The organism is Croceibacterium salegens (genome assembly GCF_009827435.1).
GTDB classification, from domain to species: Bacteria; Pseudomonadota; Alphaproteobacteria; order Sphingomonadales; family Sphingomonadaceae; genus Croceibacterium_B; species Croceibacterium_B salegens.
Map to the genome: position 1 here is coordinate 162,092 of NZ_WTYM01000036.1, position 20,870 is coordinate 182,961.

Sequence of the window (20,870 nt, forward strand, 5' to 3'; positions counted from 1 at the left end):
ACAGGTGAGAACTCCGTGACCCGGGATCTTGCAGCCGTGAGAACGGTCTACAGCTTCGGCGGCGGCGTAATGCACGACGATCCGCGCCAGAAAGACAAGACCGTCACCGGAGGCAAGGGCGCGAACCTGGCCGAGATGGCCAGCATCGGCCTGCCGGTCCCGCCCGGCTTTACCATCACCACCGAGGAATGCGTCCGCTACCTGCAGGAAGGCGGCGACTTCTCCGCCGAACTTCGCGCCGAGGTGGGCAAGGCACTGACCCACGTTGAGCAAGCGGTGGGCAAGCGCTTCGGCGATGCCTCCGACCCGCTGCTCGTCTCGGTCCGCTCCGGCGCGCGGGTTTCGATGCCCGGAATGATGGACACCGTCCTCAACCTCGGCCTCAACGACGACACCGTGGCCGGTCTCGCCGCCGCCAGCGGTGACGAGCGCTTCGCCTGGGACAGCTACCGCCGCTTCATCCAAATGTACTCCGACGTCGTCCTCGGCCTCGACCACGGGCTGTTCGAGGAAGCGCTGGAGATCGCCAAGGAAGACCACGGCTACTTCAACGATACCGAGCTGACCGCCGAGGACCTTCAGGGCCTGGTCGACACCTACAAGCGCACCGTCTCCGAAGAACTCGGCCATGCCTTCCCGCAGGACGTGAGCGAGCAGTTGTGGGGCGCGATCCGCGCGGTGTTCGACAGCTGGGATTCGGACCGCGCCAAGGTCTATCGCCGGCTCAACGACATTCCCGCCGACTGGGGCACCGCGGTCAACGTGCAGGCGATGGTCTTCGGCAACATGGGCGAGACGAGCGCCACCGGCGTCGCCTTCACCCGCGACCCCGCAACCGGCGAGAAGGCCTATTACGGCGAGTGGCTGGTCAACGCCCAGGGCGAGGACGTCGTCGCCGGCATCCGCACCCCGCAGTACCTGACGAAAGCGGCCCGGGTCAGGGCCGGTGCCAGCGCACCGAGCATGGAAGAGGCCATGCCCGCCGCCTTCGACGAACTGGCCGCGGTGTTCGAGCTGCTCGAAAAGCACTACCGCGACATGCAGGACATCGAATTCACCGTGCAGCAGGGCAAGCTGTGGATGCTGCAGACCCGCAGCGGCAAGCGCACCGCCAAGGCGGCGCTCAAGCTGGCGGTCGACATGGCGGGCGAGGGGCTGATCGACGAGAAGACCGCGATCTGCCGCGTCGACCCGATGGCGCTCGACCAGTTGCTCCACCCCACGCTCGACCCCAAGGCGCCGCGCGACGTGCTCGGCAAGGGCCTGCCGGCCAGCCCCGGCGCGGCGAGCGGCAAGATCGTACTCGATGCCGACACAGCCGAAAGCTGGGCCGGGCGCGGCGAAAAGGTCGTGCTGGTGCGCGTGGAGACCAGCCCCGAGGACATTCACGGCATGCACGCCGCGCAGGGAATCCTGACTGCCCGCGGCGGGATGACCAGCCATGCGGCGGTCGTCGCCCGCGGCATGGGGCGGCCCTGCGTCTCGGGTGCTTCGGGCGTGTCGATCGACACCAAGGCTCGCACCGTCAAGATCGGCGGCCGCGATCTGGCCGAGGGCGATGTGATCACCCTCGACGGTTCGACGGGCGAGATCATGGCCGGCGAGGTCCCGACCATCGAACCCGAGCTGGCCGGCGACTTCGGCACGCTGATGGAATGGGCCGACCGCCACCGCCGCATGAAAGTGCGGACCAACGCCGAAACCCCCACCGATTGCCGCATGGGCCGCCAGTTCGGGGCGGAGGGCATCGGCCTTGCCCGCACCGAGCACATGTTCTTCGACGCCGAACGGATCGGCGCGGTGCGGCAGATGATCCTTGCCGACGACGAGTCCGGGCGGCGCAAGGCGCTTGCTCGCCTGCTGCCTGAGCAGCGCAGTGATTTCGTCGAGATCTTCACCACCATGGCCGGGCTGCCGTGCACCATCCGCCTGCTCGACCCGCCGCTGCACGAATTCCTGCCGCATTCGGACGAGGAATTCGGTGAAGTGGCCGATGCGGCCGGGGTCGGTGTCGACCACCTCAAGCGCCGCGCCGCCGAGCTGCACGAGTTCAACCCGATGCTCGGCCATCGCGGCTGCCGCCTCGGCGTGACCTACCCGGAAATCTACGAGATGCAGGCGCGCGCCATCTTCGAGGCGGCGTGCGAGGTTTCGGCCAAAGGCGGCGAGCCGGTCGTGCCCGAGGTAATGATCCCGCTGGTCGGCACCAGGAAGGAGCTGGCGCTGCTCAAGAATGTCGTCGACGACACCGCGAAGACCGTGTTCGCCGAGACGGGCCTGACGCTCGACTACATGGTCGGCACGATGATCGAGCTGCCGCGCGCCGCGCTGATGGCCGGCGAGATCGCCGAGGAGGCGATGTTCTTCTCGTTCGGCACCAACGACCTGACGCAGACAACGCTCGGCGTGAGCCGCGACGATTCGGCGAACTTCCTCGCCGTCTACGTCGACAAGGGCATCTACGCCCGCGACCCGTTCGTCAGCCTCGACGTCGAAGGCGTCGGGCAACTGGTCGAACTTGCGGCGGAGCGAGGCCGGGCGACGCGGCCCGACATCAAGCTCGGCATCTGCGGCGAACACGGCGGCGACCCGGCGAGCATCGCCTTTTGCGAGAGCGTCGGCCTCGATTACGTCAGCGCCAGCCCCTACCGCGTGCCGATCGCGCGATTGGCCGCAGCGCAGGCGGCGCTACGTTCCGGCGAGTGATCTTCGCCCGCTGAGCGTGAGGATTTCGAAGTCCTCGACCACCCGCCCGTTGGGACCGGCATTGGCGAGAAAGGCTTCACGGGCGCGCTCCAGCCCCGCCTTGGTGAGCGGAGGCGCAAAGGAGGCGAGGACCGAGCCAAGGCCCTGGTCGCGCAGGTCCGAGATGAGCCGGTCGAGCGAGGCGTAGCTGGCGCGCAGGGTGCGGCTATCGACCACCGGGTCGCTCCACCCGGCGCGCTGGAGAAGCTGGGCGGCAGCGCGGACATCAACCATCGGGTGCATCCGCGCCGCCGGCCGCTCGCCATCCGCCGCCAGCATGGCGGTCCGCAAGTTGGGTAGCGAGCCAGCCCCCAGGAACTGGACTATCACACGCCCACCCGTCGCAAGCGCGTTGCGCATGTGGATCAGCGCGCCCGGCAGGTCGTTGACCGTATCGAGCGTGCCGAGGCCCGCAATGAGGTCGAACCCGCCGCTGGGATAGGGCAGTTCCTCATCGATCTCGTCGATCCCGCGCCACATCACCTCGTGGCCCTGCGCCACCAGTTCGGGCGTGAGCGCACCGGTCCAGTCGCCGATCACCAGCGCCTCGCCCGGTTGCTGCCGGACGAAGGCGATGCGCTCGATCAGGTCGACGATCATGTCGTCGATGACAAATCGCGCCGCGCCTTCGGTTCGTTGCCGCGACTCGAGCCTGCGCTGCACGGCGAGGCGGCGCTTGCGGTCGAAGATACGCGGCGGGGTGGAGGACATGGCGCGGCCCTGCCGCGTGTGAGGCGCCGGCGCAAGCCTGCTTGCCGTGCGCCCGCTTAAAGGGCAGCATGGTCAGTATGTTACGTGAGGCTCTCCGCCCGGTCGTCGACCTCGTCTACCCACCGCGCTGCCCGCTGTGCGGTGCCGGACTGGCGGCGCAGGACGGGCTATGCGCCTATTGCTGGGCCGAACTGGCGATCCCCGGCGAGCCGAGCTGTGCAAAATACCAGCGACCGTTCGGCGACGGGGTGCCTGTCGGTGCGATATGCCTGCCGTGCCTCGGCGACCCGCCGAAGCACGACGGGATCGCTGCGGGGACGCTCTACAACGAGGCTTCGCGCAAGCTGGTGCTGGCCTTCAAGCACGGCCGCCGCATTGCACTCGCCAGGCTGCTTGCCGGGTTGATGGCGGCGCGCCTGCCTCCGATTGAGGGCCAATGGATGGTGGTGCCGGTGTCGCTCCATCGCTGGCGGCTATGGCGGCGAGGGTTCAACTAATCGTCGCTGCTCGCCAGCGAGCTGTCGAAGCGAACCGGTGCGACGCTGGTGGTCGATGGCCTCGTTCGCCGCAAGCCGACTCCGACGCTTGGCGGACTCGGCCGCAGGGCACGGGCGAGGGCGCTATCGGGCGCGATCGGCATCGATCCCAAGCATGCGACCGCTCTGAAGGGCGCGCAGGTCCTGCTGGTCTACGATGTCATGACCAGCGGCGCGACCAGCACGGCTTGTGTCACGGCGCTCAAGCGCGCCGGGGCAGAGAAGGTCGTCATCGCCTGCTTTGCACGAGTGCTCGACGAGGCGCTCGATCATACCGGATAGCAAAACGCCCGGGGGGTTACCCCGGGCGTTCGCGTGACGAAAATCGCTGGACTGTCGGCATCGCCCCCATTTTGGATGCCTAGGTCCAAACCCTCATAAAACCGGTCCGATTGCGGTACCGGTCCCTCCCATACCTTGGCGCGTTTCCGGCGCGGCCGGTGTGGTTTGCGGCTCGTCCGAACCGCTGTCTCATTCATTCCACCGAAAGGTTCGTAACGAAAGCGGCTAGCTTTCTGGGCGTGGATTTTGCCCGTTATCTGTGGTTATCGTGCAACAAGCCGACACCTCCGTCGGCGCAACGCGCAACCTTGTGAAAGGATAGCTCATTTCGGAGCGAGAGACCGGTACGGCATTCATGCCGAAATACGATGCTGCGGGGCTCGTGTCCGCGGTGGTGCAGCATGCCGAGTCGGGCGAAGTGCTGATGGTTGCCTTCATGGATGCCGAGGCGCTTGTCGCGACCCGCAAGACGGGACTCGCGCACTTCCATTCGCGCAGTCGCGGCAGGCTGTGGATGAAGGGCGAGAGTTCGGGTCATGTGTTGCGCGTGCAGCAGGTCCTCGTCGACTGCGACCAGGACGCGCTGGTGCTGAAAGCCTTGCCCGAGGGACCGACTTGCCACACTGGCGCCCGGAGCTGCTTCTATCGAGCGCTCGATGGAGACGGACTGGCCCCGCTTGGAGACGATTGAATGACCCTGTGGATGCCGCCGGTGCGCGACACGATGTTCGTGCTCGACGACCTGCTCGACTTGCCCGGCAACGAGCAATTGCCGCAGCTCGCCGCGCTCGACCGCGAGACCATCGAGGCCATCGTCACCGAGGCGGGCAAATTCTGCGCCGATGTCGTCGCCCCGCTGAACCCGGTCGCCGACCGCGAGGGCTGCACGCGGCACGATGACGGAACCGTCACCACGCCGAGCGGCTTTCGCGCCGCCTATGACCAGCTTGTCGCTGCCGGTTGGGTCACGCTAGCCCAGCCCGAGGAGTACGGCGGGCAGGGCATGCCGCACGTTCTGCTGGCGGTGATCGAGGAGTACCTCAACTCGGCCTGCGCGGGGTTCATGATGTACCCCGGTATCCTGCCCGGCGCGGTCAGCACGGTGCAGTCGACGGCGACCGACCACCTCAAGGATGTCTACCTGCCGAAGATGGTCAGCGGCGAATGGCTGGCGACGATGGCTTTGACCGAGGCGCATGCAGGTACCGACCTCGGCCTGATGCGGACCAAGGCCGTGCCGCGCGGTAATGGCACTTATGCGATCAGCGGCCAGAAGATTTTCATCTCGGGCGGCGAGCACGACCTGACCGAGAACATCGTCCACCTCGTGCTCGCGCGTGTGCCGGATGCGCCCGAGGGCTCACGCGGCATTTCGCTGTTCCTCGTGCCGAAGATTCTGCCGGACGGAGAGCGCAATACGCTCTCGTGCGGTTCGATCGAGCACAAGATGGGGCTCAACGGCAGCGCCACCTGCGTGATGAACTTCGACGAAGCGACCGGGTGGTTGCTCGGCGAAGAGAACCTCGGGCTCGCCGGCATGTTCATCATGATGAACGCCGCGCGGCTCGGGGTCGGCATCCAAGGCCTGGCCCACGCCGAGAACGCCTACCAGAAGGCCGCAGCCTATGCGCTCGATCGCAAGCAGGGACGGGCAATGGGCGAGCGGCCCGATCCGGCGGCTGCCGCCGATCCGCTGATCGTCCATCCCGACGTGCGGCGAATGCTGATGGATGCGCGCGCCTTCACCGAAGGGTTCCGCGCCCTTGCCGCCTTCACCGCGCTGCAGATCGACCTGTCGCACGGGCTGGAGGATAAGGCGGCGCGCCAGCAGGCCGATGCGCTCGCCTCGTTCCTGACCCCGGTGATCAAGGCGTTCGGCAGCGATTGCGGGTTCGAAACCGCGGTTGCCATGCAGCAGGTCTTCGGCGGGCACGGCTACGTCAAGGAGTGGGGCATGGAGCAGATCGTGCGCGATGCTCGCATCTGCATGATCTATGAGGGCGCGAACGGCGTGCAGGCGCTCGACCTCGCGGGGCGCAAGCTGGCCCGCGACGGCGGGCTTGTCTGCGAGGCATTTCTGGGCCTGGTCGAAGGCGCCTGCGCGGGGGCAAGCGAGGACCTGCGGTGGCTTTCGGGACCGCTGCGCGAAGGCGTCCATGAAGCGCGCGATGCTGCACGCTTCCTTCTGCACAAGGTGAAGGAAGATCCGGACGTGCTGGGCGCCGGTTCCTATCCGTTCCTGCAGATCATCGGGACTATCGCAGTAGGGTGGATGTGGCTGCGGATGGCAGCGGTTGCCGCGAAATCGTCGGACGATCCGTTTATGGCCGCGAAATTGGTGACCGCGTGGCACTACGCCGGTCACGCTCTGCCCAATTGCGGGGCATTGCGGCGCAAGGTCGAAGCCGGGTCGGAATCGCTGATGGCCCTTGCACCCGAGCAGTTCGTGCGCGCCTAGCCTAGTACCTCTTCGAACAGTTCGTGCATGGCTGCCCAGCTCTGCCGGTCGGCGCTGGCGTCGTAGTCGACTGCCGGGTTCCCCGCGGGCGAGTTCGGGTTGGTGAAGCCGTGCTTGACCCCGCTGTACGAATGGAAGTGCCAGTTGGCTCCGGCGGCATCCATTTCCTCCCAGAACGCCACGACCAGGCTGCGCGGCACCATCGGGTCGGCATCGCCGTGGCACACGAGGATCCGCGCGGCGACCTTGCCCGGCTCGGCCGGGAGTTCGGTGTCGAGCAGCCCGTGAAAGCTCACCACTGCTTCGAGCGGCGCGCCCTCGCGCGCAAGTTCGAGGACCGCGCGCCCGCCGAGGCAGAATCCGATTGCCAGCAGCGGTAAGCCTTCGGAACCGGGCACTTCGACCAGAGCCTTGAGGCCCATGCGGATGCGGCGCCGCAGGTCTTCGGGGGTTGCGCGTATCTCGCCGACGAACTCGCGCGATTGGTCGAAGTTCTCAGGCTGCTTGCCGTAGAAGTCGGCGACCATCGCAAGGTAACCCGCGTCGGCCAACGCCTGCGCCTTGTCGAGAACGACGCCGACCTGGTTCATGATTGTCGGATAGACGGCGACTGCCGCGCGCGGCGTTCCCGACGGGCGGTAAACGATGCCGTTGAGAGCGGTCTCGCCGTCGGAATAGGCGATCGTTTCACTCACTCCGACTTACCCTTGGGTACGAACACCTGCACACCGTCTTCGCCGATGATCTCGCGGTTATCCTCGCAGACATATTCCTGCATCTTGTAGTCGGACATCCGCTTGTAGACCCATGACCATTTCCACGGCCTGGTGAAATGCTCGTCCTCCACGGTGACCTCGTCGGTCAGGTAGTCCGGCGCCAGCAGGCGAATGCGCTCGGTGATCTTCATCGATTCCGAATGCGGGGCCCAGCGAAAGGTCACGTAGTCCTTCACCCCAGTGGTCTCGACGACCAGTGTATCGCCCTCCCAATGCCCCACCGACGCGCCGTAGAACGTGGGGTTCACTTCGTCCCACTTGGGCAGTTCCTCGTTCATGTAGATGCGGCGAATCTGCGTGAAGGCTTCCTGCAGGATGGTGATCTTCTCGGGCCGCTGCATGATCTCCATCGGGAACATGCCCATCATCATCGCCGGCATTCCGTCGGGGATGCAGTGCACGTAATTGTCGCCCGCTGGCTGACCCTCTTCCTGGCGTTGCGCGAGGATCTTCTGCTTCTCCAGCCAGTCCGGCATATATTCCGGTTTCAGCGGCGGATCGGGGATTGGCGTGGGGGCGTAGCGCGGATCGATTTCATCCCCTTGGTAGGTGGGATAACGCTCCCACTCGCCGGAGAAGTCCGGGTGATCGGCGGCGGAGGCGGCGACCGAGGTCGCGGCCAGGAGCAAGGCAAGCGCGCGCATGCTCAATCCGAGGTCCGTGCGTAACGGCTGGCGTTGGGTACGCCGGGCAGCATGTGCTTTCCGCTCGGCAGGATGACCTCGAGCACAAGTCCGCCCGGCGAACCGTTGCGCAGCGGCGAGACGTAGACCGTCACCACGTCGCCCGTCTTGATCGTGCGAGCGTTCCAGCCGCCGCGGCTCATCATGTTCGGGCTGGTCATCTCCAGCGTGTAGTGCTTGGTCCCGCCGCCCGGCTGGTCGGCCTCGACCTCGAGGAAGGCGTGCGGATTGGTCCACTGGAACTTGGTCACCGACCCGTGCAACGTGATCGAGCGGGTGTTGTCGAACATCGCGAACGAGTGATGCGCGGCGAGCGGCGCCAGTGGCAGGGCCGCGGCAGCAGCCCACGGCAGAATTCTACGCATTACCTCTCCCCTTTTGTCTTTGGCAAAAGGTACCACTCCGCCTGACGCGCGCAAGCGGAGATCGTGGAGTCTTACTCGACCGGAAGGAAGTCCGGGACCGAAAGGTAGCGTTCGCCGGTGTCGTAATTGAATCCGAGCACGCGGGTGCCCGCCGGAAGGTCGGCGAGCTTCTGCTTGATCGCCGCGAGCGTTGCACCGCTCGAAATCCCGACCAGCAGGCCTTCCTCACGGGCGCAGCGGCGGGCCATTTCCTTGGCGTCCTCCGGATCGACCTGGATCGCCCCGTCGATGGCGCGGGTGTGGAGGTTTTCCGGGATGAAGCCGGCGCCGATGCCCTGGATCGGGTGCGGGCCGGGCTGGCCGCCTGAAATGACCGGCGAAAGCGTCGGTTCGACCGCGTAGGCCTTGAGCCCGGGCCACGACTGCTTGAGCGTTTCGGCGCAGCCGGTCAGGTGGCCGCCGGTACCGACGCCGGTGATCAGCACCGCGGGCGGCGCGTCGGCGAAGTCGTTGAGGATCTCCTGCGCGGTCGTGCGGGCGTGGATAGCGATGTTGGCCGGGTTTTCGAACTGCTGCGGCATCCAGGAATTGGGCGTCGAGGCAATGAGTTCGGCCGCGCGTTCGAGCGCGCCCTTCATGCCCTTTTCCTTCGGCGTCAGGTCGAAGCTGGCGCCATAGGCAAGCATCAACCGGCGGCGTTCGATGCTCATCGATTCCGGCATGACGAGGATGAGCTTGTAGCCCTTGACCGCGGCGACCATGGCGAGGCCGATGCCGGTGTTTCCGCTGGTCGGCTCGATGATCGTCCCGCCCTGCTTGAGGCTACCGTCGGCTTCTGCCGCCTCGACCATGGCAAGGCCGATGCGGTCCTTGATCGATCCGCCGGGGTTGGCCCGCTCGCTCTTCACCCAGACCTCGTGGTCGGGGAACAGCCGCGCGAGGCGGATGTGCGGGGTGTTGCCGATGGTGGCGAGAACGTTGTCGGCCTTCATGTCGTGCTCTCCCTGTGCGGAGTTTCCTCGTCGTACTTAGCAGCAAAAGTGCGCGCGTGGCGAAGTTCCGGGAATATCCAGGCCCACGCCGCGGTGATGACTATCGCGCCTATCCCGCCGAACATTACCGCACCGACAGTACCAAGCAACGCGGCAGCGATGCCCGACTGCAATTCTCCCAGCTCGTTGGAGGCGGAAATGGCCAGGCCCGATATCGACGAGACCCGGCCGCGCATGGTGTCGGGGGTGTAGAGCTGGACCAGGCTGGAGCGAATGAAGACCGAGATCATGTCGGCCGATCCGAGCAGCGCCAGCAGCGCGAGCGAGAGGATGTAGTTGGTCGAAACGGCGAAGGCGCAGGTGATGGCCCCGAAGGCGGCGACCGCCCACAGCATCTTCACGCCCACATTGTGCTCGAGTGGCCGGAAGGAAAGGAACAGCGCCATGATCGCCGCGCCGAAGGCGACCGCTCCGCGCATCAGGCCGAGCCCATCTGCCCCGACCTGCAGGATGTCGCGGGCATAGACGGGCAACAATGCCGTGGCACCGGCGAGCAGGACAGCGAACAGGTCGAGCGTGATGCAGCCGACGAGGAAGCGCTCGTGCTTCACGAAGCGGAAGCCCTCGATCATTTGCTGCACCGGATGCAGCGGCGGCCCTTCGTGCTTGGCGCGGACAGGCCTCACGAGCGAAATCAGCAGGCCAGACGCGAGCAGCAACACAGCGCTGAGGAAGTGGGGCAGGGCCGGCATCTGCTCGAAAAGCAGACCGCCGACGAAGGGCCCGCTGACGGACCCGGCCTGCCAGGCGATCGAACCCATGGCGATGGCACGGGGGAGCAGCCTTGCCGGCACGATGTTCGGCGCGATGGCGCTCAGCGCCGGTCCGTTGAACACCCGTGCGCTGCCGTGCATCGCGGCGAGCGTGAACAGGACCGGCAGGTTGAGCGCGTCCTGCCAGGTCAGCACCGCCAGCGTGGTGGCGATCAGGCAGTCGGTCACATTGGCGGCCAGCACGACGCGACGGCGGTCGAAGCGGTCGGCAGCGATCCCGGCGAGCGGAGTCAGCAGCAGCAGCGGAACGAACTGCGCAAGACCGAGCAGACCGAGCTGGAAGGCGGCTTCGGGCCGCGCCATGCCGTAGTCGCTGCGCGCCACGTCGTAGACCTGGTAGCCGAGCAGCACGACCATCGAGATGGTGGCGAAGACGGCGAACAGCCGGGCCAGCCAATAGAGCCGGTAGTCGCCGATCTGGAGAGGTGACGTTGGCTCGCTCACGCACAGGCCAATGGCAGGCGCGGGGGCACCTGCCAAGCGGCTGAAACTATTCCAACGTGGAGTGGTGCTTTAGTTCCGGCGGCGCAGGCGCGGGTTCGGCTGCAGCGATTCGATCATCGCCACGAAATCGTCGAGCCGGATGATTCTCTCGAACTGGAAGCCGGCGCGGTCGTCGGACATCCAGATGCAATAGGCCTCGATGCGGCCGATGTGCGGCAGGCGGATGATGACGCGGTCGCCGCGACCGAGATCGGGCGCCCCGTCGACCATGAAGCCATGGGCAGAAATGTTGCACACATGCAGCGGCAGGTCACCGCGGCTGCGGTGTTCGCCGATGACAGGGAAGTCGACCGGGTGCCGCGTAGCGCGACGCTGATCGGTAACCGAAAGCTGTGCCCCGCTCATACTGTCAGGACCCCTCCGTTCTGCTGCGTGGAAAGGTCCTTGTGGCAGTAAATGCTGGATAAACGGTAAAGGACCGGGCGGTCAGTTTCTGCGCAGAATCCCGTGGCGCTTCTTGCCCAGCGACAGTTTGCGCTCTTCTCCGGGGGCCAGTTCGATAAGAAAGCCGGGATCCTTGACCGGTTCGTCGTCGATGCGCACCGCGCCTTCGGCGATCTTGCGCTTGGCCTCGCCGCCCGAGGCGGTGAAGCCGATTTCCGTGCAGGCCGCACCCAGACGGATACCTTCCGCGGGAACTTCGAGGACCGGAAGGTCTTCACCCAGGCCGCCGCCGGCAAACGTTGCTGCGGCGGTGTCCTGGGCCGCATGTGCAGCGTCGGCGCCGCGGACCATCTTGGTGACTTCGTTAGCCAGCACGACCTTGGCGGCGTTGATCTCGCTACCTTCGAGCGCTTCGAGACGTGCTATTTCGTCGAGCGGCACGTCGGTGAACAGGCGCAGGAAGCGGCCGACGTCGCGGTCGTCGGTGTTGCGCCAGTACTGCCAGAAATCGTAGCTCGGCAGCATGTCCTCGTTGAGCCAGACCGCGCCCAAGACCGACTTGCCCATCTTCTTGCCGTCGGCAGTGGTAACCAGCGGACCAGTCACACCGTACAGATCCGCTCCGTCGATGCGGCGACCGAGCTCGATGCCGTTGACGATGTTGCCCCACTGGTCGCTGCCGCCGAGCTGCAGCTTGCAACCGTAGTCGCGCGACAGCTTGAGGAAATCGTAGGCCTGCAGGATCATGTAGTTGAATTCGAGGAAGGTCAGCGGCTGTTCGCGATCAAGCCGGAGCTTGACCGAATCGAAGGTCAGCATCCGGTTGATGGTGAAGTGCTTGCCGACGTCGCGCAGCAATTCGATGTAACCGAGCTGGCTCAGCCAGTCGTCGTTGTTGATCAGCAGCGCGCCGGTTTCGCTATCGTCGAAGCGCAGGACCTTGCCGAAGCTGTCACGTATCGAGGCGATGTTGGAGCGAAGAACTTCGTCCGACAGCATCTTGCGCATGTCGTCCTTGCCCGAAGGGTCGCCTACCTTCACCGTGCCGCCGCCCATGATGACGATCGGGCGGTGCCCGGCCTGCTGCACGCGCTTGAGCAGCATGATCGAGGCGAGGTTACCGATGTGCAGCGAAGACGCGGTAGGGTCGAAGCCCACATAGGCCGTCACGATCTCCTTGCCCGCGAGCGCGTCGAGCGCCACGGGGTCGGTCACCTGGTGAAGATGGCCCCGCTCTTCGAGCAGGCGCAGGAGGTCTGATTTGTACTGGCTCATGACGCTGCGCGCTTAGCACCATTCGCCTTGCGGGCAAGCATCGAGGCGCTTGCGCAGTTACCTGCGATGTCGCAGATTTGCTTAATGGTGGGGACCTTCCAGCTCGTATGCCATCCACGGACTCCTACCACGGCGGTCGAGGGAGTGCAGGTCCGGGTAAAGCGATTGCCGAGCAACCGGCTGCAGCTCGACTTCACGCTTATCGGCAACCGGGGAGCGATCAAGCGGGCGCTGCGATCGGTGAATCCGCAACGCACCGACGGGCTGTGGAAGGACACGTGCTTCGAAGCCTTCGTGATGCCCGATGGTGGTCCCGGCTATTTCGAGTTCAACTTCGCATTCTCCCATGACTGGGCGGCCTACGAGTTCAGCGACCGGCGCGAAGGCATGCGGAACCTGGATATCCCGCCGCCACAATTCGATTTCGAAGGTGCGCAAGGCGACCTTTCGGTCGAGATCGATCTCGGCGGCGTAGAGCCAACCGCACTTGCCAGCGAATGGCGCGTCGGACTGTCTGCGGTGCTGGCAGATCGCCTCCAGACGACATCGTACTGGGCACTTTCGCACCCAGATCGTGCGCCTGATTTCCACGACCCCGCTTGCTTCACGGCCACGCTTCCGGCACCGCCCAGGGCATGAAATTCGGCATCGACCGGCTCGTCAGCGAGTCCGACCTACTCAAAGAGCTTTCCGGCCGTCGCGTCAGCCTCGTCGCGCATCCCGCGTCGGTCACCGCGGACCTGACCCATTCGCTCGATGCGCTGTTTGCGGCCGGCGTAAACGTGACCAGCGCCTTCGGCCCGCAGCACGGGCTCATGGGCGACAAGCAGGACAACATGGTCGAGACGGCGGACGAGACCGATCCGACCTACGGCATCCCGGTCTTCAGCCTCTACGGCGAGGTGCGCCGGCCGACCGGGCAGATGATGTCGAGCGCCGATGTCTTCCTGTTTGACCTTCAGGACCTCGGTTGCCGTATCTACACCTTCGTCACCACGCTGCTCTACCTGCTCGAGGAAGCGGCGAAGCATGGCAAGAGCGTCTGGGTACTTGATCGGCCCAATCCGGCAGGCCGCCCGGTCGAAGGAACATTGCTGCTACGCGGCCAGGAAAGTTTCGTCGGCGCCGCGCCGATGCCGATGCGCCACGGGCTTACGATGGGCGAGATGGGACTCTGGTTCGTCCGCCACTTCGGCCTCGATGTCGATTACCGGGTGATCGAGATGCATTACTGGCTGCCGGAAGCAGCGCCCGGCTATGGCTGGCCCGAGGATCGCATCTGGATCAACCCGAGCCCCAATGCCGCGAACCACAACATGGCGCGCGCTTATGCCGGGACAGTCATGCTCGAAGGGACCACGTTGAGCGAGGGCAGGGGCACGACTCGTCCGCTCGAAGTCCTGTTCGGCGCTCCGGATATCGATGCCTCGCGGGTCAGGGCCGAGATGGAGCGCATCGCCCCGCACTGGCTGGAAGGCTGCGCGCTGCGCGAATGCTGGTTCACCCCGACATTTCACAAGCACGCCGGTGAACTGTGCAACGCGCTGATGATCCACGCCGAGGGTGGCTTCTACACGCATGAAGCGTTCCGCCCGTGGCGGCTGCAGGCACTCGCCTTCAAGGCCATCCGCTCGCTCTATCCCGACTATCCGATCTGGCGCGATTTTCCCTACGAGTACGAATTCGACCGGCTGGCTATCGATGTGATCAACGGCGGGCCGGACTTGCGCGAATGGGTTGACGACCCCGCCGGTCAGTCGAGCGACCTCGACGCCCTTGCATCACCCGGTGAGGCGAAGTGGCGCGAGGAAGTGGCTGACCTGCTGCTTTACTGAGCCGGCTGGACCAGCGGCGCCTTCGGATCGAATTTCGGCAACGGTCGGATGTCGATGGTGTTGTTGCGCATCACCATGACCGAACAGCCGTCGACCCGCTTGTCGACCGCGGCGATGAAATAGGGCTCTTCAGGCTGGGCGGTCTCGCGCTGCAGCTTCGGCAGCCCGCGTTCTGTGCGGACCTGCTCGATCCGGTCCCGGCACACGGTATCGGCTTTCTCAGGCAAGGTCAGGACCGTTGTGGAAGTTGCGTTGCCCGGAGGGGACGGCGAGGCGGCAGTGCAGGCGAGCAGGACGGCGATAGCGGCGACACGGCGCATGGCATCTCTCCTTCAGGCTAGCAAAATACCACTCCGCGCGATCAAGCCCAAATTGACTCCGTCCGGCTTGAGGCACACAAGCTGCGGCAAAATCCGGAGAGGCCCCATGCTCACGCTCTACAGTTTCGGACCCGGCGCCAATTCGCTCAAGCCCATGCTCGCACTTTACGAGAAGGGCCTCGCGTTCAATCACCGCCTGCTCGACCCCACCAGGTTCGAACACCACGCTGAATGGTACAAGAAGATCAATCCGCGCGGCCAGGTTCCGGCGCTGGAAGACAACGGAAAGATCATCACCGAAAGCACGGTAATCTGCGAATACCTCGAGGATGAACACCCGACCAAGGTCAGGTTGCGCCCGGACAATTCCTACGACCGCGCGATGATGCGAATCTGGACCAAGTGGGTCGACGAGTACTTCTGCTGGTGCGTCTCGACCGTCGGCTGGCACCGCTATGTCGGCAACATGGTCAGGCACCTGGACGATGTGGCCTTCGAGGAAATGGTCTCCAAAGTCCCGGTGCCAGAACAGCAGGTCAAGTGGCGCACCGCGCGCAAGGGCTTCCCCAAGGAAGTACTCGACGAGGAGATGCGCAAGATCGGCGTCTCGGTGCGCAAACTCGACGATCACCTCGCCGATAACGAGTGGCTGGCGGGCGGAATGTACTCGCTCGCCGACATCTGCAACTTCGCCATCGCCAACGGGATGGAGCAGGGCTTTGCCGAGCTGGTCAACGCTAGCGACACGCCGCATCTGGTGCGTTGGCTGCACCAGATTCACGAACGGCCGGCGGTAAAAGATATGTTCGAAAGAGTTCCACGTGAGTTCTAGTTTTTGCAACATTCGAAAACAGGCGAGAAATATTTTCTCACCTTAAGGCGACGGTAACCACGCCCACCTAGGTCCTTTCCGAACGGAGAATTGGTTGGGACCTCTGATGGAACACGTCGCAGTCGCACTCGCGAGAACTAACAAAAGTATCGATGGAATTTCGCGGCACTGCGGGGAAGTAACCGTCGGCTGTTCCGACGTCGCCGGCGTAGTCAATAAGGTCCTCGAATCCTTCGCCTCGCTGCGTGCCGAGCATGACGCACTCAAGGGCACGGTCAAGGCGCTCGACGACGACCAGAAGAAGGTCACCGACGCTTGCGACGAAGCGCGGCTGCTGTCGCAGCGGGCGATCGAGCGACTCGGTGAAGGCCGCAGGCACATCCGCTCCTCGCTGACGCAGATCACCGACCTGCTCGATGCCGTGCAGACGCTGACCCGCCACGTGACCGGCTTTGCCGCCGCGATGGAGCAGGTGAAGACCTCCTCGCAGGAAATCGAACAGATCGCCGACAAGACCAACATCCTCGCGCTAAACGCCGCCATCGAGGCGCGGCGCGCGGGCGAGGCCGGGCGGACCTTTACTGTCGTCGCCAACGAGGTGAAGAGCCTTGCCGGCGATGCGCACCGCGCCAGCAACGAGATCACGCGCACCATCGAGGCCCTGGCCGGTGAAGGTGAGCAGGTTATCGCGCGCATCAAGAGCGGCGCCGAAGCGAGCGAGCAGGCAAAGTCCTCGGTCGCCGGCATCGAACGGGCGATCGAGATGGTCAGCGACCTGATCGTCGAGGTCGACAACCAGAACGACCAAATCTCGCGGAACACCGGCACGATCAGTACGCACGTCCACCAGGTCCAGGAAGTGATCGAAGGCTACGACAGGGCCGCGGGCAAGAACGAGGAAAGGTTGCGCCATGCGCACCATCGCATCGAGGCGCTCGAACTGACCGCCAGCGGCATGTTCGACGCGTTGGTCAAGGCGGGCCTGTCACCCGAGGACAGCCTAATGGTCGAGCGCGCGCAGGGCTACGCCCGCGAGGTTGCCGAACGCACCGAGCGCGCGATCGCCGAGGGCGAACTGAGCGCCGAGGCGCTGTTTGACCGCGAATACCGGGAGATCGCCGGGAGCAATCCCAAGCGCTACCGCACACGCCTGACCGACTGGGCCGACCGCGTCTGGCAGCCGATGCTCGATCGCTACAGCGAAGCAGACCCGCGCATCATGGCGAGCGCCTGCACCGACATGAACGGCTTCCTGCCAACCCACCTGTCGAAGCACTCGCGCCCGCCTACCGGCGATGTCGTCCACGACACCCAGTTCTGTCGCAATGGCCGCAAGATCCTCGACACGATCGACCAGAAGGCCAAGGCAAGCGGCGAGCCTTACATGATGGCGGTCTATCGCCACGAGGGCGACGGACGGACCTATCGCGTGGTGCGCAACGTCTACGTCCCGCTAGTCGTCGCCGGACGCCGCTGGGGCGACGTCGAACTGGCATACAGCTTCGACTGAGCCGCATCGCGGGCACGGGGGCCGTGGACCGCGGCGACCAGCACGAAGCTGATGTACATCAGCAGGTACCATGCGCCGAGCTTGGCCGGTGATACCGGGCTCCAGGCCTCGGTTTGGTCGGGATAGGTCCAGGCGCGGGCGAAGGTGCCGAGATTCTCGGCGAACCAGATGAACAGCGCGACGAGGAACCAGCCGAGCAGCAGCGGCATCCAGCGCGGCTTGCGCCAGACCGTGAAGTAGATGCGGGTGCGCCAGAACAGCAGGCCGAGCAGCGCAAACAATGCCAGCCGAACATCGGGCAGCCAGTGGTGGGCAAAGAAGTTCACATAGATCGCCACCGCGAGGAGCTGCGGCCACGGCGCTTTCGGATAGGGCTCGAATCGGAAATCGCAGATCCGCCAGACGCGGGCGATGTAGCTACCGACGGCAGCATACATGAAGCCGGAAAACAGCGGCACGTCGCCGATCCTGAGCAGGCTCGGTTCGGGATAGAGCCACGATCCGGCGCTGGTCTTGAACAGTTCCATCACCGTACCGACGACGTGGAACGCGCAAATCACCTTGGCCTCGTTCAACGTCTCCAGCCGGAAACCGAGCATGGCGAGCTGGATGGCCAGCGCCGCCAGCGTCAGGAAGTCGTAGCGGGCGAGGGCAGCGTTGGCCGGATAGAACAGGTGCGTCGTCAGCAGCAGAGCGAGCATCAGAACCCCGAACAGGCAGGCCCAACCCTGCTTGAAGCCGATCAAGGCGAATTCGTAGAGCCATGCCGGCCAGCCGGGCGCGGGCGTGTACTCCTCCAGCCGCTGGCGTACCCTGGCAAAGCGGGTGTGGTCCCTGATCGTCTCGCTCGCGCTCATCGCTCCGACATTGCCGCGAGGCAAGCGGTGGGCAAATGAGCAAAATCTGAGCAACCCGGAGCGGGGCGAAATGGTTGCCATCTTCTTGTTGTGCACCGCAAAATCCGTTGCACTTTATGCTGCACTGCGGCAAACATTGCCGGTCATGGGGGATCTCGGCAAACCGTCCGACATGAAGTTGTCCGCCCTGCTCGCCGACCTTGGCGAGCAGGCGGGCGACATGTCGGTCCGCTGTAGCGAGACCGGCGGCATCGTCGGGCGGCTCAACCGGCAGATTTCGGCGGAATCCGAACGACTTGGTGAAGTGGTGGAAGCCATGGCCCAGCTCAACGCCGCCCGCGCGGAAAGCAGCCAGGCGACCTCGGAACTGCTCCAGACCGCCAAGCTGGCCGAAGAGCTCGTCCGGCGCGGCAACGCGGTTACCGGCCAGTCGCTCGACGCGCTTTCCGGGCTCATCGCCGACGTCACCGGCGTCGACGGCAAGCTGCACTTCTTTCTCGATACGCTCGGAACCATCGGCGACATCTCACGCACGCTGCGCGGCATTGCCGAACAATCCGAACTGCTAAGCTTCAATGCCAGCATCGAGGCGGCACGGGGCGGGGAGGCGACGCGGCCGTTCACCGTGCTGGCCAGCGAGATCCGCAACCTCGCCAGCAGCACCTCGCAATCGGCGCGGGAAGTCGGCGACCGGATCGTCCGCCTCGAAGCCAGCGCCGCCGACCTGATCGAAACTTTGCAGTCGAACATCGCCAGCGGGCGCAAGACCGCCGGGCACATCGATGCCTTGCGCGGCTCGCTGGTCGAGATGGCCGCGCTCGTCGAGCAGTTCCGCGACCGCTCCAACGCGCTCGCCGGGTGCCACGAACGCGCGGGCGTCGAGGTCGCCAAGCTCGACCATGGCATCACCGAGTTCGGCGAGGTGGCTGTCGAGAGCGCCCGTCGCGCGGCCGAGGCGGTAAGCCAGCTCGACGAGTTGGAAAGCCGGGCCAACGACATGCTCAACCGCGTCAGCCAGGAAGGCGTTGCCACCCGCAACACGCCGTTCGTGGAGATGGCGCTCCAGGGCGCAGCTGAGGTGGCGATGCTGGTCGAGATCGCCCTGGCCGAGGGCAAGCTCTCGCACGCGGCGCTGTTCGACACCGACTATCGACCGCGCAAGGGCACCGACCCGGTGCAGTACGACAGCGAGTTCGCCGATTTCGCCGACGCGCATATCCGCCCGGTGCTCGATCGCTGGACCCGGCAGTCGAAGCCAGTGGCAGGATGCTGCCTCGTCGACCTCAACGGCTACCTGCCGACCCACATCAGCGAACGCAGCCAGCCGCAGGTTGCGGGCCAACGCCGGCGCAATCTCGAAGTCAGCCGCAACCGGCAGATCTTCATGGACTCCCAGACCCGCCGCGCGCTCGACGGCGACGATCCGCTGTTCGTCTTCGCCTATCGCCAGGACCTCGGCGAAGGCCGCTACCGCGCGCTGCGCAGCGTCTTCGTCCCGCTGCATTTCGCCGGTCGGAAGTGGGGGCTTTACGAGGTCGGTTACCTGATCTGATTGCTGCGTCGCCGCATGTTACCCCCAGGATCACGTAACGCGCGTTTTCGCGGGAAAAGGTGCAACCTTCAGGGCCACACCTGGCGCTGCTGCCGCGCGATCCGGTTGAGCATGCGGGAGAGCCCGGCGGTATCGGATTTCCGCCGGAAACCGATGTAGCGGCCGCGCCGGAAGCGCGGTTCGAACAGGGTGCCGTGAACCAGCACGTCCCACTCGTCGACCGTTACCTTTCGCACCGGCCAGCCGAGCGCCGCATCCCAAGCAGCCGCAAAGCTTTCCGAATGCGGCTTCTTGCGCAGCTGGTAGGCGCCCTTGTGGCTCATCCCGACCCGTTCGCAGGCAGCGCTGACCGAGCCGGTCTCGGCCAGCCAGCCGATGAAATGCGCCTGCCGCTCCGGCGACCAGCCATTGTGGATCGCGCGCAGCGGCACGGTGTGGAAGGCAGGCACGCACGGCGAGAGGCGGCGCGGGCGGGCGATGGGGGGATTTGAATGGGTCATCCCGATGATAGACCCGATTCAGGTGCTTGTAGGAAAGTGTTTTTTATTTGCGCTAATCCGGGAGCGGTTCGGGTGTGGCCGACCACGCTGGCGAGAACACAACAAAGGTCGAAGTGTCCGCAAACGACCCAATTGCAGACATTGGAAGGCCTCAAATCGTGATAGGCCTCAGGAGCCACACCTCGTGAAGAGAATCGTTACCTTCCGCAATTTTCTCGTCGTTGTCGGGCTCTGCTTGTCTTGCTCATTCGTCATGGCTGTTGTTTCGCTCCTTTCTCCGCTGACGCCCCTCTATCCTTTCATTGGTGCGAATTGGGTTCTCTGGATAACGCTTGGATTGGTTTTTCGTCGCGTTAACGTAGACCGGGTAACGATTTCGGAAAGCAGATGGTGGGATAGGTTGACGACACTCGCGCTGATATCTTTCACCGTTGCTGGCCTATTTGCAATCTTGCACGGTGAGACGATGATATACACGGGTGACCTGGTGCACCGTCGGTAACGCACATAGCGTCGGCTTCCCGCCCAATCCGACCATCCGCGCCGCGCACGCTAGCTGCGCAGGATCTTCTCCATCTTCTTCCCCTTGGCCAACTCGTCGACCAGCTTGTCGAGCTGGCGCACTTTCTGCGCGATGGGGTCCTCGATCTCCTCGACCCGATAGCCGCAGATCAGGCCGGTGATCTTGTCTCGGTTGGGGTTGAGGGCAGGGGCCTGGTCGAAGAAGGCCTGGAAGTCGTTGTCCGACACGATCTGCTTTTCCAGCCCGGCCTGGTCATACCCAGTGAGCCAGCGCGTCACTTCGTCCACCTCGGCGCGGGTCCGGCCCTTCCGCTCGGCCTTCTTGACGTACATCGGATAGACTTTGGCGACCTCTATTTCACCGATGGTCTTGCGCGGCATGACTGATCCCCTTCGCC

The 20,870-nt window shown here is 64.9% G+C and carries 22 protein-coding genes; 10 read left to right on the top strand and 12 right to left on the bottom strand.

The window, feature by feature from the left end; all coding sequences use genetic code 11:
* The first annotated feature begins 69 nt into the window (after positions 1-69).
* Positions 70-2,706 (top strand): pyruvate, phosphate dikinase, encoded by a 2,637-nt coding sequence (gene ppdK / locus GRI89_RS08880; RefSeq protein WP_159794351.1) that lies wholly within the window; start codon positions 70-72, stop codon positions 2,704-2,706.
* Here ppdK and GRI89_RS08885 read toward each other — a convergent pair.
* Positions 2,689-3,456, bottom strand: coding sequence for a methyltransferase domain-containing protein (locus GRI89_RS08885; protein ID WP_159794249.1), 768 nt, complete (start codon positions 3,454-3,456; stop codon positions 2,689-2,691). The genes ppdK and GRI89_RS08885 overlap by 18 nt on opposite strands.
* A gap of 77 nt (positions 3,457-3,533) precedes the next feature.
* Here GRI89_RS08885 and GRI89_RS18270 point away from each other — a divergent pair, with 77 nt between their 5' ends.
* From GRI89_RS18270 to GRI89_RS08900, 4 genes are all read left to right on the top strand, one after another.
* The gene (locus GRI89_RS18270; protein ID WP_328598174.1) at positions 3,534-3,953 is read left to right on the top strand and encodes a ComF family protein; all 420 of its coding nucleotides are present in this window, start codon (positions 3,534-3,536) and stop codon (positions 3,951-3,953) included.
* Between the two features lie 48 nt (positions 3,954-4,001).
* Complete coding sequence (locus tag GRI89_RS18275; RefSeq protein ID WP_328598175.1) at positions 4,002-4,274, top strand: ComF family protein; 273 nt, start codon at positions 4,002-4,004, stop codon at positions 4,272-4,274.
* A gap of 325 nt (positions 4,275-4,599) precedes the next feature.
* Positions 4,600-4,965: a phosphoribosyl-AMP cyclohydrolase gene (hisI, locus tag GRI89_RS08895; protein WP_407924973.1), complete on the top strand. Its 366-nt coding sequence runs from the start codon at positions 4,600-4,602 to the stop codon at positions 4,963-4,965.
* Positions 4,966-6,732, top strand: coding sequence for an acyl-CoA dehydrogenase (locus tag GRI89_RS08900; protein WP_159794253.1), 1,767 nt, complete (start codon positions 4,966-4,968; stop codon positions 6,730-6,732).
* On the opposite strand, the gene GRI89_RS08905 is transcribed toward GRI89_RS08900, so the two are convergent.
* The 7 genes from GRI89_RS08905 to tyrS all read right to left on the bottom strand — a co-directional run bounded on the left by GRI89_RS08905 (position 6,729) and on the right by tyrS (position 12,544).
* A complete protein-coding gene (locus tag GRI89_RS08905) occupies positions 6,729-7,427 on the bottom strand; it encodes a dienelactone hydrolase family protein (protein ID WP_328598176.1) in 699 nt (232 codons plus the stop codon). The two genes, GRI89_RS08900 and GRI89_RS08905, sit on opposite strands and share 4 nt — an antisense overlap.
* Positions 7,424-8,152 (bottom strand): hypothetical protein, encoded by a 729-nt coding sequence (locus GRI89_RS08910; RefSeq protein WP_159794255.1) that lies wholly within the window; start codon positions 8,150-8,152, stop codon positions 7,424-7,426. Before GRI89_RS08910 ends, GRI89_RS08905 begins: the two co-directional genes overlap by 4 nt.
* Before the next feature lie 2 nt (positions 8,153-8,154).
* Positions 8,155-8,556, bottom strand: a complete 402-nt coding sequence (locus tag GRI89_RS08915) for a DUF6152 family protein (RefSeq protein WP_159794257.1) — start codon at positions 8,554-8,556, stop codon at positions 8,155-8,157.
* Positions 8,557-8,627: 71 nt separating this feature from the next.
* A complete protein-coding gene (cysK, locus tag GRI89_RS08920) occupies positions 8,628-9,548 on the bottom strand; it encodes a cysteine synthase A (RefSeq protein WP_159794259.1) in 921 nt (306 codons plus the stop codon).
* The gene (locus tag GRI89_RS08925; protein ID WP_328598177.1) at positions 9,545-10,825 is read right to left on the bottom strand and encodes an MFS transporter; all 1,281 of its coding nucleotides are present in this window, start codon (positions 10,823-10,825) and stop codon (positions 9,545-9,547) included. The genes cysK and GRI89_RS08925 overlap by 4 nt, the downstream gene beginning before the upstream one ends.
* A gap of 69 nt (positions 10,826-10,894) precedes the next feature.
* The gene (locus tag GRI89_RS08930) at positions 10,895-11,230 is read right to left on the bottom strand and encodes a PilZ domain-containing protein (RefSeq protein WP_159794261.1); all 336 of its coding nucleotides are present in this window, start codon (positions 11,228-11,230) and stop codon (positions 10,895-10,897) included.
* Between the two features lie 81 nt (positions 11,231-11,311).
* Positions 11,312-12,544, bottom strand: coding sequence for a tyrosine--tRNA ligase (tyrS, locus tag GRI89_RS08935; RefSeq protein WP_159794263.1), 1,233 nt, complete (start codon positions 12,542-12,544; stop codon positions 11,312-11,314).
* Positions 12,545-12,571: 27 nt separating this feature from the next.
* On the opposite strand from tyrS, the gene GRI89_RS08940 reads away from it, so the two are divergent.
* Both GRI89_RS08940 and GRI89_RS08945 read left to right on the top strand, forming a co-directional pair.
* Positions 12,572-13,183: a DOMON-like domain-containing protein gene (locus tag GRI89_RS08940; protein WP_159794265.1), complete on the top strand. Its 612-nt coding sequence runs from the start codon at positions 12,572-12,574 to the stop codon at positions 13,181-13,183.
* The gene (locus GRI89_RS08945) at positions 13,180-14,379 is read left to right on the top strand and encodes an exo-beta-N-acetylmuramidase NamZ family protein (RefSeq protein WP_159794267.1); all 1,200 of its coding nucleotides are present in this window, start codon (positions 13,180-13,182) and stop codon (positions 14,377-14,379) included. The genes GRI89_RS08940 and GRI89_RS08945 overlap by 4 nt, the downstream gene beginning before the upstream one ends.
* On the opposite strand, the gene GRI89_RS08950 is transcribed toward GRI89_RS08945, so the two are convergent.
* On the bottom strand, positions 14,373-14,699 hold the full coding sequence (locus GRI89_RS08950; protein WP_159794269.1) for a hypothetical protein: 327 nt from the start codon (positions 14,697-14,699) through the stop codon (positions 14,373-14,375). The two genes, GRI89_RS08945 and GRI89_RS08950, sit on opposite strands and share 7 nt — an antisense overlap.
* Before the next feature lie 106 nt (positions 14,700-14,805).
* On the opposite strand from GRI89_RS08950, the gene GRI89_RS08955 reads away from it, so the two are divergent.
* Together GRI89_RS08955 and GRI89_RS08960 are read left to right on the top strand one after the other, a co-directional pair.
* Positions 14,806-15,531, top strand: a complete 726-nt coding sequence (locus GRI89_RS08955) for a glutathione S-transferase family protein (RefSeq protein ID WP_159794271.1) — start codon at positions 14,806-14,808, stop codon at positions 15,529-15,531.
* A 106-nt stretch (positions 15,532-15,637) separates the two neighbouring features.
* Positions 15,638-17,041 carry a methyl-accepting chemotaxis protein gene (locus tag GRI89_RS08960; protein ID WP_159794273.1) on the top strand — a complete coding sequence of 468 codons (1,404 nt, stop codon included), beginning with the start codon at positions 15,638-15,640 and terminating at the stop codon, positions 17,039-17,041.
* Here the strand turns inward: GRI89_RS08960 and GRI89_RS08965 are convergent.
* The gene (locus GRI89_RS08965) at positions 16,975-17,898 is read right to left on the bottom strand and encodes a DUF817 domain-containing protein (RefSeq protein WP_159794275.1); all 924 of its coding nucleotides are present in this window, start codon (positions 17,896-17,898) and stop codon (positions 16,975-16,977) included. The two genes, GRI89_RS08960 and GRI89_RS08965, sit on opposite strands and share 67 nt — an antisense overlap.
* Before the next feature lie 172 nt (positions 17,899-18,070).
* Between GRI89_RS08965 and GRI89_RS08970 the strand changes: the two genes are divergently transcribed.
* Entirely contained in the window at positions 18,071-19,450 is a 1,380-nt protein-coding gene (locus tag GRI89_RS08970; protein WP_159794277.1) for a methyl-accepting chemotaxis protein, read from the top strand.
* 68 nt (positions 19,451-19,518) lie between these two features.
* Here the strand turns inward: GRI89_RS08970 and GRI89_RS08975 are convergent, their stop codons facing one another.
* Positions 19,519-19,950, bottom strand: coding sequence for a hypothetical protein (locus GRI89_RS08975; protein WP_159794279.1), 432 nt, complete (start codon positions 19,948-19,950; stop codon positions 19,519-19,521).
* 552 nt (positions 19,951-20,502) lie between these two features.
* Positions 20,503-20,853, bottom strand: coding sequence for a DUF2200 domain-containing protein (locus tag GRI89_RS08980; RefSeq protein ID WP_159794281.1), 351 nt, complete (start codon positions 20,851-20,853; stop codon positions 20,503-20,505).
* Positions 20,854-20,870 lie beyond the last annotated feature (17 nt).

What these genes read in the sequence shown, in the direction of transcription:
- ppdK (WP_159794351.1), top strand. Translation starts at nt 70, where the DNA reads ATGCACGACGATCCGCGCCAGAAAGACAAGACCGTCACCGGAGGCAAG.
- GRI89_RS08885 (WP_159794249.1), bottom strand. Translation starts at nt 3,456, where the DNA reads ATGTCCTCCACCCCGCCGCGTATCTTCGACCGCAAGCGCCGCCTCGCC.
- GRI89_RS18270 (WP_328598174.1), top strand. Translation starts at nt 3,534, where the DNA reads ATGTTACGTGAGGCTCTCCGCCCGGTCGTCGACCTCGTCTACCCACCG.
- GRI89_RS08900 (WP_159794253.1), top strand. Translation starts at nt 4,966, where the DNA reads ATGACCCTGTGGATGCCGCCGGTGCGCGACACGATGTTCGTGCTCGAC.
- GRI89_RS08910 (WP_159794255.1), bottom strand. Translation starts at nt 8,152, where the DNA reads ATGCGCGCGCTTGCCTTGCTCCTGGCCGCGACCTCGGTCGCCGCCTCC.
- GRI89_RS08915 (WP_159794257.1), bottom strand. Translation starts at nt 8,556, where the DNA reads ATGCGTAGAATTCTGCCGTGGGCTGCTGCCGCGGCCCTGCCACTGGCG.
- cysK (WP_159794259.1), bottom strand. Translation starts at nt 9,548, where the DNA reads ATGAAGGCCGACAACGTTCTCGCCACCATCGGCAACACCCCGCACATC.
- GRI89_RS08930 (WP_159794261.1), bottom strand. Translation starts at nt 11,230, where the DNA reads ATGAGCGGGGCACAGCTTTCGGTTACCGATCAGCGTCGCGCTACGCGG.
- tyrS (WP_159794263.1), bottom strand. Translation starts at nt 12,544, where the DNA reads ATGAGCCAGTACAAATCAGACCTCCTGCGCCTGCTCGAAGAGCGGGGC.
- GRI89_RS08945 (WP_159794267.1), top strand. Translation starts at nt 13,180, where the DNA reads ATGAAATTCGGCATCGACCGGCTCGTCAGCGAGTCCGACCTACTCAAA.
- GRI89_RS08950 (WP_159794269.1), bottom strand. Translation starts at nt 14,699, where the DNA reads ATGCGCCGTGTCGCCGCTATCGCCGTCCTGCTCGCCTGCACTGCCGCC.
- GRI89_RS08955 (WP_159794271.1), top strand. Translation starts at nt 14,806, where the DNA reads ATGCTCACGCTCTACAGTTTCGGACCCGGCGCCAATTCGCTCAAGCCC.
- GRI89_RS08960 (WP_159794273.1), top strand. Translation starts at nt 15,638, where the DNA reads ATGGAACACGTCGCAGTCGCACTCGCGAGAACTAACAAAAGTATCGAT.
- GRI89_RS08965 (WP_159794275.1), bottom strand. Translation starts at nt 17,898, where the DNA reads ATGAGCGCGAGCGAGACGATCAGGGACCACACCCGCTTTGCCAGGGTA.
- GRI89_RS08970 (WP_159794277.1), top strand. Translation starts at nt 18,071, where the DNA reads ATGAAGTTGTCCGCCCTGCTCGCCGACCTTGGCGAGCAGGCGGGCGAC.
- GRI89_RS08975 (WP_159794279.1), bottom strand. Translation starts at nt 19,950, where the DNA reads ATGACCCATTCAAATCCCCCCATCGCCCGCCCGCGCCGCCTCTCGCCG.
- GRI89_RS08980 (WP_159794281.1), bottom strand. Translation starts at nt 20,853, where the DNA reads ATGCCGCGCAAGACCATCGGTGAAATAGAGGTCGCCAAAGTCTATCCG.